11 protein-coding genes are annotated in these 11888 nt (G+C 54.2%); 7 read left to right on the top strand and 4 right to left on the bottom strand.

Annotation, left to right across the window (positions count from 1 at the left end):
- Positions 1–31: 31 nt before the first annotated feature.
- On the bottom strand, positions 32–673 hold the full coding sequence (locus OGX97_RS04800; RefSeq protein ID WP_003829948.1) for a YtjB family periplasmic protein: 642 nt from the start codon (positions 671–673) through the stop codon (positions 32–34).
- Positions 674–788: 115 nt separating this feature from the next.
- Here OGX97_RS04800 and serB point away from each other — a divergent pair, with 115 nt between their 5' ends.
- From serB to nadR, 3 genes are all read left to right on the top strand, one after another.
- Entirely contained in the window at positions 789–1757 is a 969-nt protein-coding gene (gene serB / locus OGX97_RS04795) for a phosphoserine phosphatase (RefSeq protein ID WP_003829946.1), read from the top strand.
- Positions 1758–1840: 83 nt separating this feature from the next.
- The gene (radA, locus tag OGX97_RS04790) at positions 1841–3223 is read left to right on the top strand and encodes a DNA repair protein RadA (protein ID WP_003829944.1); all 1383 of its coding nucleotides are present in this window, start codon (positions 1841–1843) and stop codon (positions 3221–3223) included.
- An 88-nt stretch (positions 3224–3311) separates the two neighbouring features.
- Positions 3312–4541 (top strand): multifunctional transcriptional regulator/nicotinamide-nucleotide adenylyltransferase/ribosylnicotinamide kinase NadR, encoded by a 1230-nt coding sequence (gene nadR / locus OGX97_RS04785; RefSeq protein ID WP_032942319.1) that lies wholly within the window; start codon positions 3312–3314, stop codon positions 4539–4541.
- Between the two features lie 99 nt (positions 4542–4640).
- Here nadR and ettA read toward each other — a convergent pair whose 3' ends face one another.
- The gene (gene ettA, locus OGX97_RS04780) at positions 4641–6308 is read right to left on the bottom strand and encodes an energy-dependent translational throttle protein EttA (RefSeq protein WP_032942320.1); all 1668 of its coding nucleotides are present in this window, start codon (positions 6306–6308) and stop codon (positions 4641–4643) included.
- Between the two features lie 331 nt (positions 6309–6639).
- Here ettA and sltY point away from each other — a divergent pair, with 331 nt between their 5' ends.
- Positions 6640–8577, top strand: a complete 1938-nt coding sequence (gene sltY, locus OGX97_RS04775; protein ID WP_057067007.1) for a murein transglycosylase — start codon at positions 6640–6642, stop codon at positions 8575–8577.
- An 89-nt stretch (positions 8578–8666) separates the two neighbouring features.
- Entirely contained in the window at positions 8667–8993 is a 327-nt protein-coding gene (trpR, locus tag OGX97_RS04770) for a trp operon repressor (protein ID WP_032934222.1), read from the top strand.
- Positions 8994–9082: 89 nt separating this feature from the next.
- Here trpR and yjjX read toward each other — a convergent pair whose 3' ends face one another.
- A complete protein-coding gene (gene yjjX, locus OGX97_RS04765; protein WP_191215188.1) occupies positions 9083–9607 on the bottom strand; it encodes an inosine/xanthosine triphosphatase in 525 nt (174 codons plus the stop codon).
- Positions 9608–9678: 71 nt separating this feature from the next.
- Here yjjX and gpmB point away from each other — a divergent pair, with 71 nt between their 5' ends.
- Positions 9679–10326 (top strand): 2,3-diphosphoglycerate-dependent phosphoglycerate mutase GpmB, encoded by a 648-nt coding sequence (gene gpmB / locus OGX97_RS04760; protein ID WP_003019006.1) that lies wholly within the window; start codon positions 9679–9681, stop codon positions 10324–10326.
- Here gpmB and robA read toward each other — a convergent pair.
- Complete coding sequence (gene robA / locus OGX97_RS04755) at positions 10323–11192, bottom strand: MDR efflux pump AcrAB transcriptional activator RobA (RefSeq protein ID WP_048214985.1); 870 nt, start codon at positions 11190–11192, stop codon at positions 10323–10325. The genes gpmB and robA overlap by 4 nt on opposite strands.
- A 211-nt stretch (positions 11193–11403) precedes the next feature.
- Here robA and creA point away from each other — a divergent pair, with 211 nt between their 5' ends.
- Positions 11404–11877, top strand: a complete 474-nt coding sequence (creA, locus tag OGX97_RS04750) for a protein CreA (RefSeq protein ID WP_003018998.1) — start codon at positions 11404–11406, stop codon at positions 11875–11877.
- Positions 11878–11888 lie beyond the last annotated feature (11 nt).

Genomic DNA, 11888 nt, shown 5'->3' with positions numbered 1-11888 from the left:
TTTCCCTTCTGTTTTACAGTTTTTACTGCTTTTACTCTTTTTTCTCGTTGTCTTCTTCCTGCACCGGTTTGTTGGCGGTCAACAGGAAAGGGGATTGCTGCCAGCGGGTACGCTTGCCTTGCAATAAGGTACGGGTGAGCACGACGCCAATCGCCAGCGCCAGCAGCAGCATCAGGCGTAAGATATTGGTGGTGTTATCTACCTGCTTCGCCTCGGTGGCGAGGGTGTGGGTATCCAGCGTCAGACGCAAATAGCCCAGCGGACCATTTTTCCCCTGAATGGGTTCGACAATCTGCTGGTTAAAATAACCCCCGGCTTTTTTGCCGTCGAGCGCCAGTCGGTCACGAACGTTGACGCTCTCGCCGGTGCGCGTAATCAGGTCTCCCTGTTCATCGTATACGCCAGCGTCCAGAATACGGCTACTTTCCGTCAACTGTGTGAGTACCGCTTTGATGCGTTTTTCATCCGGCGTTTCGGTACGCATTAGCGGAGCAACATTTAGCGCCACCTGGCGGGCCAGCGTACGGGCCAGCTCTTCGAGCTGCGGATTACGCTGCTGCTGGTGACTTTGACTAAACCAGGATGCGCCCTGCATCAGGGCGACGAGCAGCGCAAGACAGAACAATACAATCACTGCACGATGAAGTCGGAATTTCAGTTTTGCGCGAGCCATATTCCACCTGCTGAAAATTTGAGACTTAATGTTGCCAGAAGCGCTGGTTACAGGGTAGCCTCATGCGTTATTTTCCCCTGATGATTCCGACCCGAACGATTTTACAGGAGCTTTAATGCCTAACATAACCTGGTGCGATCTACCTGAAGATGTTTCTCTGTGGCCAGGTCTGCCTCTCTCTTTAAGTGGCGATGAAGTCATGCCGCTGGACTACCACGCGGGCCGCAGTGGCTGGCTGCTGTACGGTCGTGGGCTGGATAAACAACGTTTAACGCAATACCAGAGCAAACTGGGTGCAGCGATGGTGATTGTTGCTGCCTGGTGCGTCGAGGATTATCAGGTGATTCGCCTGGCGGGTTCGTTAACGCCGCGCGCGGCAAAACTGGCGCATGATGCCAAACTGGATGTTGCCCCGTTAGGCAAAATTCCGCATCTGCGCACACCGGGTTTACTGGTGATGGACATGGACTCAACGGCAATCCAGATCGAATGCATTGATGAAATTGCTAAACTGGCTGGAACCGGTGAGATGGTTGCGGAAGTCACGGAACGCGCAATGCGCGGCGAACTGGACTTTACCGCCAGCCTGCGTAGTCGCGTGGCGACGCTGAAGGGTGCTGATGCCAATATTCTGCACCAGGTGCGCGAAACGCTACCGCTGATGCCAGGCCTGACACAACTGGTGTTAAAACTGGAGACGCTCGGCTGGAAAGTGGCTATTGCCTCTGGCGGCTTTACCTTCTTTGCCGATTACCTGCGTAATAAACTGCGTCTGACGGCGGCTGTGGCAAACGAGCTGGAGATCATGGACGGCAAATTTACCGGCAACGTGATCGGCGATATCGTCGATGCCCAGTACAAAGCCAATACCCTGACCCGCCTGGCACAAGAATATGAGATCCCGATGGCGCAGACGGTGGCGATCGGCGACGGTGCTAACGATCTGCCGATGATCAAAACGGCCGGGCTGGGTATTGCGTATCATGCTAAACCGAAAGTGAATGAAAAGACGGAGATTACTATCCGCCACGCTGACCTGATGGGCGTGTTCTGCATTCTCTCCGGCAGCATGAACCAGAAATGATTAAATTGCCTGATGGCAGGGTGTCCGTATGCCGGATAAGCGCCTGCGCCATCCGGCAAAAGCGTTAACGAAAGAGGTAAAACGTGGCCAAAGCTCCAAAACGCGCCTTTGTTTGTAATGAATGCGGGGCCGATTACCCGCGCTGGCAGGGGCAATGCAGCGCCTGTCAGGCCTGGAATACCATTACCGAGGTGCGCCTTGCCGCATCGCCAACGGTGGCGCGTAACGAGCGGCTCAGTGGCTATGCCGGGAATGCGGGCGTGGCAAAAGTGCAGAAGCTGTCTGACATCAGCCTTGAAGAACTGCCGCGTTTTTCCACTGGATTTAAAGAGTTTGACCGCGTGCTGGGCGGTGGTGTGGTACCCGGCAGCGCTATTCTGATTGGCGGTAACCCCGGCGCGGGGAAATCAACGCTGCTGCTGCAAACGCTGTGCAAGCTCGCTGAGCAGATGAAAACCCTGTACGTTACAGGCGAAGAGTCACTGCAGCAGGTGGCGATGCGTGCGCACCGGCTCGGTTTGCCGACAGCGAATCTGAATATGCTGTCGGAAACCAGTATCGAACAAATTTGCCTGATTGCCGAAGAAGAACAGCCGAAGCTGATGGTGATCGACTCCATTCAGGTAATGCACATGGCGGATATTCAGTCTTCGCCGGGCAGCGTGGCGCAGGTGCGTGAAACGGCGGCTTACCTGACGCGCTTTGCCAAAACGCGCGGCGTGGCGATTGTCATGGTCGGCCACGTCACCAAAGACGGCTCGCTGGCCGGGCCGAAGGTGCTCGAACACTGTATTGACTGTTCGGTACTGCTCGACGGTGACGCCGATTCCCGTTTCCGTACTCTGCGTAGCCATAAAAACCGCTTTGGCGCGGTGAACGAACTGGGCGTCTTTGCTATGACCGAACAGGGCCTGCGTGAAGTCAGCAACCCTTCCGCTATCTTCTTAAGCCGTGGCGATGAGGTCACCTCCGGCAGTTCGGTGATGGTGGTCTGGGAAGGTACGCGCCCGCTGCTGGTAGAGATTCAGGCGCTGGTCGATCACTCAATGATGGCGAACCCGCGTCGCGTGGCGGTCGGTCTGGAACAGAACCGTCTGGCGATTCTGCTGGCGGTGCTGCATCGTCACGGTGGCTTGCAGATGGCGGATCAGGACGTGTTTGTTAACGTAGTCGGCGGCGTAAAAGTCACCGAAACCAGCGCCGACCTGGCGTTGCTGCTGGCAATGGTCTCCAGCCTGCGTGACAGACCGCTGCCACAGGATTTAGTGGTCTTTGGCGAAGTGGGGTTGGCGGGCGAAATCCGTCCGGTACCCAGCGGGCAGGAGCGTATTTCGGAAGCGGCGAAGCACGGCTTTCGCCGGGCGATTGTCCCTGCCGCTAACGTACCGAAAAAAGTACCGGAAGGCATGCAGGTCTTTGGCGTTAAGAAGCTTGCGGATGCGTTAAGCGTGTTTGACGACCTATAATCAAATACCCGTACATACTGATTTTGTAGGCCTGATAAGCGAAGCGCCATCAGGCAGTGTTACGCGATTTTTCCAGCAGGAGGCTCTTGTGTCATTTGAATATCTGAAAACCGCCATAAAGCAAAAGGGCTGTACCCTGCAACAGGTGGCGGATGCCAGTGGCATGACCAAGGGATACCTAAGCCAACTGCTGAATGCCAAAATCAAAAGCCCCAGCGCGCAGAAGCTGGAGGCGTTGCACCGCTTTCTCGGTCTGGAGTTTCCGCGCCAGCAGAAAAATATCGGTGTGGTATTCGGCAAGTTTTATCCGCTGCACACCGGCCATATCTATCTTATCCAGCGCGCCTGTAGCCAGGTCGATGAACTGCATATCATCATGGGCTATGACGACACGCGCGATCGCAGCCTGTTTGAAGACAGTGCCATGTCACAACAGCCTACGGTGCCCGATCGTTTACGCTGGCTGCTGCAAACCTTTAAGTATCAGAAAAATATCCGTATTCATGCCTTCAACGAAGAAGGCATGGAGCCGTATCCGCACGGCTGGGACGTGTGGAGCAACGGGATCAAAAGGTTTATGCAGGAGAAAGGGATCCAGCCAAACTGGATCTACACCTCTGAAGAATCAGATGCCCCGCAGTATCTCGAACATCTGGGGATCGAAACCGTGCTGGTGGATCCTAAGCGGACGTTCATGAGCATCAGCGGCGGGCAAATCCGTGAAAACCCGTTTCGCTACTGGGAGTATATTCCGACCGAAGTGAAGCCGTTTTTCGTGCGCACCGTGGCGATCCTCGGCGGGGAGTCGAGCGGTAAATCGACGCTGGTGAACAAGCTCGCCAATATTTTTAATACCACCAGTGCGTGGGAATACGGGCGTGATTATGTCTTCTCCCATTTGGGCGGCGATGAGATGGCGTTGCAGTATTCTGACTACGATAAAATCGCCTTAGGACAAGCGCAATACATTGATTTTGCTGTTAAGTACGCCAATAAAGTGGCGTTCATCGACACCGATTTCGTGACCACTCAGGCCTTCTGTAAAAAGTATGAAGGGCGTGAACACCCGTTTGTGCAAGCGCTTATTGATGAGTATCGCTTCGACCTGGTGATCCTGTTGGAAAACAACACCCCGTGGGTGGCGGATGGCTTACGCAGCCTTGGAAGCTCAGTTGACAGAAAAGCGTTTCAGACGCTGCTGGTCGAGATGCTGCAGGAAAACAATATCAATTTCGTGCACGTTCAGGAGCCTGACTACGACGGTCGCTTCCTGCGCTGCGTGGAGTTGGTGAAAGAGTTGATGGGCGAGCAGAGGTAGGTTTTAATGCCGGATGCGCTGCGCTTATTCGGCCTACAAGTCGCACTAACCTCGTAGGCCGGATAAGGCGTAAAGCCGCCATCCGGCACTTAACGCTAATTACTTAGAAATACGCTTGTACTTAATACGTTTCGGCTCCAGCGCATCGGCGCCCAGCGTACGTTTCTTGTACTCTTCGTATTCGGTAAAGTTACCTTCGAAGAACTCAACCTTACCTTCATCCTGGTAATCCAGAATGTGGGTGGCGATACGGTCGAGGAACCAACGGTCGTGCGAGATAACCATCGCGCAGCCCGGGAATTCCAGCAGGGCGTTTTCCAGCGCGCGCAGGGTTTCGATATCCAGGTCGTTGGTTGGTTCATCGAGTAGCAGCATGTTGCCGCCAACCTGCAGCAGCTTCGCCAGGTGCAGACGACCACGCTCACCACCGGACAGCTCGCCGACGCGTTTGCCCTGATCCACACCTTTGAAGTTGAAGCGGCCCACGTAGGCACGGCTTGGCATCTCGGTGTTGCCGATTCGCATGATATCCAGCCCGCCGGAAACTTCTTCCCACACGGTTTTGCTGTTGTCCATGGCGTCACGGAACTGGTCAACGGAGGCCAGTTTGACGGTTTCACCCAGCGTGATGGTGCCGCTGTCAGGCTGTTCCTGACCGGACATCATACGGAACAGTGTAGATTTACCCGCGCCGTTCGGACCGATGATGCCGACAATTGCGCCTTTCGGTACGGAGAAAGTCAGATCGTCGATCAGAACGCGATCGCCGTAGGATTTACGCAGATTGGTGACTTCAACGACTTTATCGCCCAGACGTGCTCCAGGTGGAATAAACAGTTCGTTGGTTTCGTTACGTTTCTGGTATTCGGTGTTGTTCAGCTCTTCAAAGCGTGCCAGACGGGCTTTACCCTTAGACTGACGACCTTTAGCGCCCTGACGCACCCACTCCAGCTCTTTCTCAATGGATTTACGGCGAGCCGCTTCCTGAGAAGCTTCCTGGGCCAGACGCTGATCTTTCTGCTCCAGCCAGGAAGAGTAGTTACCTTCCCACGGAATACCTTCACCACGGTCCAGCTCCAGGATCCAGCCCGCAACGTTGTCGAGGAAGTAACGGTCGTGGGTAATCGCCACTACGGTACCTTCGAAATCGTGCAGGAAGCGTTCCAGCCACGCGACGGATTCCGCATCCAGGTGGTTGGTCGGTTCGTCGAGCAGCAGCATGTCTGGTTTTTCCAGCAGCAGGCGGCACAGCGCAACGCGGCGGCGTTCACCACCGGAGAGATTCTCAATTTTAGCGTCCCAGTCCGGCAGACGCAGGGCGTCAGCGGCACGCTCAAGCTGCACGTTCAGGTTATGGCCGTCGTGCGCCTGGATAATTTCTTCAAACTTGCCCTGTTGTGCGGCCAGTTTATCGAAGTCGGCGTCCGGCTCGGCGTACTTGGCGTAAACTTCATCCAGACCTTTCAGTGCACTAACCACTTCGGCAACCGCTTCTTCAACGGATTCACGAACGGTATGTTCCGGGTTCAGTTTTGGTTCCTGCGGCAGGTAACCGATTTTAATGCCTGGCTGTGGGCGAGCTTCACCTTCGATATCGGTATCAATACCGGCCATGATGCGCAGCAGGGTAGATTTACCCGCACCGTTCAGACCGAGAACACCGATTTTGGCGCCAGGGAAGAAGCTCAGTGAGATGTTTTTAAGAATATGACGTTTCGGCGGAACGACCTTGCCGACACGATGCATGGTATAAACGAATTGGGCCACGTTGGACTCGCCTCTATGTTTATCCCGTCATACTTCAAGCCGCAGATGCGTTGGCTGTGTCGTTCACCCCAGTCACGTACTTTTGTACGCTCAGGGGATTCACTTCCTCGCCGCCTTGCTGCAACTTGAATTATTTAGGGCTAATTATTGGTAAATAGTTATCAAAGGCGAAGTGTAGCCTTTTTCATTGCCCAATCCCAGCCAGCAGATCCCACTCGCAACAAAAGTAAAAAAGTGTCCGTGACGTAGCGCATTCTGCAATGTCTGGTTAGCATGAATTAATTAAGCGGCATGATGCTGCACAGACGTAACATGAGAAGAGGAAGAGCTTGTGGACAAAGCCAATCAATTTACCTGGCGCCTGCTGGCAGCCAGCGTATGTCTGCTGACGGTCAGTCAGGTGGCGCGAGCCGACTCCCTGGATGAGCAGCGCAATCGTTATGCGCAAATCAAGCAAGCCTGGGACAACCGACAGATGGATGTCGTAGAGCAGATGATGCCCGGCCTGAAGAACTATCCTCTGTACCCGTATCTGGAATATCGTCAGATCACTGACGATCTGATGAATCAGCCCACCATTACCGTTACCAATTTTGTGCGTGCCAATCCGACACTGCCCCCTGCGCGTACGCTGCAATCGCGTTTCGTGAATGAACTGGCGCGCCGCGAAGACTGGCGCGGACTGCTGGCGTTCAGCCCGGAAAAACCGGGTACCACGGAAGCGCAATGTAACTATTACTTCGCGAAATGGAGTACCGGGCAAACCGAAGAAGCCTGGCAGGGCGCGAAAGAGCTGTGGTTGACCGGGAAAAGTCAGCCGAATGCCTGTGACAAATTATTTGGCGTATGGCGCGCCTCAGGCACTCAGGATCCGCTGGCGTATCTGGAGCGTATTCGTCTGGCGATGAAAGCCGGGAATACCGGTCTGGTGACGGCGCTGGCCGGGCAGATGCCCGCGCAATACCAAACCATTGCCTCTGCGATCATCTCGCTGGCCAACGATCCGAATTCGGTGATGACTTTTGCACGTACCACCGGCGCCACGGATTTCACCCGACAGATGGCGGCGGTCGCCTTTGCCAGCGTGGCGCGTCAGGATGTGGAAAACGCCCGCCTGATGATCCCGTCCCTGGTGCAGGCGCAACAGCTTAATGACGAGCAAACCCAGGAGCTGCGCGACATTGTTGCCTGGCGCCTGATGGGCAATGACGTCACCGACGAGCAGGCCAAATGGCGTGATGATGCGATTATGCGCTCCAATTCCACCTCGCTTGTGGAGCGTCGCGTGCGCATGGCGCTGGGAACCGGCGATCGTCGTGGCCTGAATACCTGGCTGGCACGTCTGCCAATGGAAGCAAAAGAAAAAGACGAGTGGCGCTACTGGCAGGCTGATCTGCTGCTGGAGCGCGGACGTGATGCGGAAGCCAAAGAGATCCTGCACCAGCTCATGCAGCAGCGTGGTTTCTATCCGATGGTGGCGGCACAGCGCCTGGGCGAAGAGTACGAGCTGAAAGTGGATAAAGCGCCAGCGAACGTTGATTCTGCGCTGACTCAGGGGCCAGAAATGGCACGTGTACGCGAGCTAATGTACTGGAACATGGATAATACCGCGCGCAGTGAATGGGCGAATCTGGTTACCAGCCGTACCAAGTCCGAGCAGGCTCAGTTGGCGCGTTACGCGTTCAACAATCACTGGTGGGATCTGAGCGTTCAGGCGACGATCGCCGGTAAGCTGTGGGATCATCTGGAAGAGCGCTTCCCATTGGCCTATAAAGATCTGTTTACCCGTTACACCAGCGGCAAGGATATTCAGCCAAGTTATGCGATGGCGATAGCGCGTCAGGAAAGCGCCTGGAACCCGAAAGTGAAATCACCGGTCGGCGCCAGCGGGCTGATGCAGATTATGCCGGGCACGGCGACGCATACGGTGAAAATGTTCTCGATTCCAGGTTACAGCAGTCCGAGCCAGCTACTGGATCCTGATACCAACATCAACATTGGTACCAGCTATTTGCAGTACGTATATCAGCAATTCGGCAATAACCGCATCTTTGCGTCGGCAGCCTATAACGCCGGTCCGGGACGCGTTCGCACCTGGCTTGGCAATAGCGCTGGCCGCATTGATGCTGTGGCGTTTGTCGAAAGTATTCCATTCTCAGAGACGCGTGGTTACGTGAAGAATGTGCTGGCTTATGATGCGTACTATCGCTATTTCCTCGGCGATAAACCGGAGTTGATGAGCGACGCAGAATGGCAACGTCGTTACTGATCGTGTCGATTGTGTTATGCTATCGTACTCGTTAAAGAGTACAAAAGGGGGAAGCAAGCACGCTTCCCCCGCAACGATGGCGATATCTTATGACTCAGCAATCACCCTATTCAGCAGAGATGGCAGAACAACGTCACCAGGAGTGGTTACGTTTTGTCGATCTGCTTAAACACGCCTACGAACAAGATTTACACCTGCCGCTGCTCAATTTGATGTTAACGCCGGATGAGCGTGAAGCGTTGGGCACGCGTGTGCGTATCATTGAAGAGCTGCTGCGCGGCGAGATGAGCCAGCGTGAGCTTAAAAACGAGCTCGGGGCGGGGATTGCCACTATTACGCGGGGGTCGAACAGCCTCAAATCCGCACCGGTGGATTTGCGTCAGTGGCTGGAGCAGGTACTGCTAAAAAGTGTCTGATTCTCTCGTAGGCCGGATAAGGCGAAGCCGCCATCCGGCAATGGTGCGCGCTGCTTGCCTGATGGCGCTACGCTTATCAGGCCTACAAATTACAATGACTCATCGTATATCGCGTTATGAAACGGGCTGAGCGCCAGAATCACCGCCTGGTGATAGACGCTTGAGCGCGTCAGCTTGCCCGCGGTAAAAACGCCGATTGCGCCTTCTTTACGGCCAATCTCATCAATACCTGTATAGTCCGACATCACCGGGCCGAGCGCTTCACCTTTACGGACTCTGTCGAGAATGACAGTAGGCAATGGCAGCGTGGCTGAACGGGCTTCACCGCGCTGAATGCCGTTATCAATCACCACCCAACTGAAGGTGGCGTCATCGTCAATTCCTGCTTCAATGGCGACCCAGAAATCAGCCCGCGGGTGCAGGCGGCGAGCGTTATCAACGCGATTTCGTGCGCCAGTGCGCGTTTCCTGGTTTCCGAAAGGTTGTTCCGGCACGCCACTCTCGACGGCGACGGGTTCAATATGGCAGGATCCTTCCCCGAAAATCTCTTCAAATGCCCGCAGAATTGCCTGAATTTTGGCAGGATTGGTGGTCGCAGAGATAACCTTGTGCATAATTAAGCTCAGTTTGAAAATTCATCGCAGAGTCTACTCAAAGTATGACGAGTATATAACGGAAAAAAAGCATGTTACAGGTATACCTTGTTCGCCATGGCGAAACGCAGTGGAACGCCGAGCGACGTATTCAAGGCCAGTCAGACAGCCCACTAACCGCTAAAGGTGAACAACAAGCCATGCAGGTGGGAGAACGCGCCCGCTCGTTTGGTATTACGCATGTCATCAGTAGCGATCTTGGTCGTACACGACGCACCGCAGAAATCATCGCCCAGGCCTGCGGCTGTGATATCACCTATGATTCTCGTCTGCGTGAGCTGAATATGGGGGTGCTGGAAAAACGTCACATCGATACGCTGACGCCAGAGGAAGAGGGCTGGCGTCGCCAGTTGGTGAACGGCACGGTGGATGGTCGTATTCCGGAAGGGGAATCGATGCAGGAGCTGAGCGATCGCGTCAATGCGGCGCTGGCATCCTGTCTGGAGCTGCCGCCGGGAAGTCGTCCACTGCTTGTCAGCCACGGTATCGCGCTGGGTTGCCTGGTGAGCACAATTCTGGGATTACCGGCATGGGCTGAACGTCGCTTGCGTCTGCGCAACTGTTCTATTTCTCGCGTTGATTACCAGGAAAGCTTATGGCTGGCGCCGGGATGGGTCGTTGAAACTGCAGGGGACATCTCACATCTGGACGCCCCTGCGTTGGATGAACTACAGCGCTAGCGGCGAATCGGAATCAGGAATTCGCAGCGCAGGTTGATCGGGCGATCTCCCGCTTTGGCATCTTCTGCCGGGTAGTATCGCTCGATATCCTGTCCTTTACGGCGCGTCAGGTTCAGCATCGGCATGCATGTGCCGTAAACCGTCAGGATAAACTCTTGCACGCCGGTTCCCAGCCCTTCGTAGGTAAACATCACGTACTCGCCACCCTGTAACAGGATAGGCTGCGCCGACGGCACATAGCCATTGGCCTGTTCCGGCGTCAGTGCTGTGGTGTAAAACACTTCCTGTTCGTCGTCTTTTTCAATGCTCGGACGCGTTTCGTTAAGCCCGTACAGCACTGGCGGGATCGCCGGAGCCTGAGCAAGGAAGTCGCGCCAGAACTGAATACGCATTTCATGACGGAAATCTGAAATCTGTTCCAGCGAGCAGGAATAGCTTTGTGTGGTGCCGAGCAGTTGCGTATCTTCCAGCGTAACGAACTCGTGCGCAGGCATCGCAAATTCACCCAGTCGCATTGGCGGGCGAATACCAAACGCACTCCATTCCGGTGAACGGCGATACAGCGCTGGTGTCTGCGAAAATTGTTTCTTGAATGCGCGAGTAAATGTTTGTTGAGAGTCGAAACGATATTGCAGCGCAATATCCAAAATTGGACGCGCAGTCAGGCGCAGCGCCACTGCGGATTTCGATAAACGACGGGCGCGGATATAGGCGCCAATAGCATGGCCCGTCACGTCCTTAAACATTCTCTGCAGGTGCCACTTGGAATAGCCCGCTTTTGCCGCCACATTGTCAAGCGACAAAGGCTGATCCAGATGACCTTCCAGCCAGATTAATAGGTCGCGAATAATGCCAGCCTGATCCATAAAATATCCTCATCCTTTCAACAACGAGTACCTGACGTCAGGTATGAGGATAATAGCATTTTTTGCTGTTTTAGCATTCAGTGTTTTTTTTGCTCATAAGTGCTTTTTTCGGACATACGAAAGCGTGATTATTGTAATCCTGTGATCTGTATACATTTTATCTTAGAATGTTTAATAATTACGCAGAACAACTTTTAAGAATGGTAACAATATGAAATATAAGAGCTTAGTCATTTCCTCAATTCTGCTGATGTTGGCGCAGGTCGCCCATGCGGAGCAGATTGGATCTGTCGATACGGTGTTCAAAATGTTTGGGCCGGATCATAAAATTGTGGTCGAAGCGTTTGACGATCCGGATGTTACCAATGTGACCTGTTACGTGAGTCGTGCGAAGACCGGCGGCATCAAAGGTGGACTGGGGCTGGCGGAAGATACCTCCGATGCCGCTATCTCTTGCCAGCAGGTTGGGCCGGTAGAACTGAGCGACAGAATCAAGAACGGTAAAGCTCAGGGCGAAGTGGTATTTAAGAAACGTACCTCGCTGGTGTTTAAATCTTTACAGGTCGTGCGTTTTTACGATGCGAAACGTAATGCGCTGGCCTATCTGGCGTATTCAGATAAAGTTGTCGATGGATCGCCCAAAAATGCCATCAGTGCGGTACCCATCATGCCGTGGCGGCAATAACAAGGAAGCAC

It is taken from the genome of Citrobacter sp. Cpo061 (assembly GCF_030332845.1).
Lineage (GTDB): Bacteria > Pseudomonadota > Gammaproteobacteria > Enterobacterales > Enterobacteriaceae > Citrobacter > Citrobacter portucalensis.
Note: the sequence above shows the minus strand (reverse complement) of the source record. Positions and strands in the feature narration are given on the sequence as shown.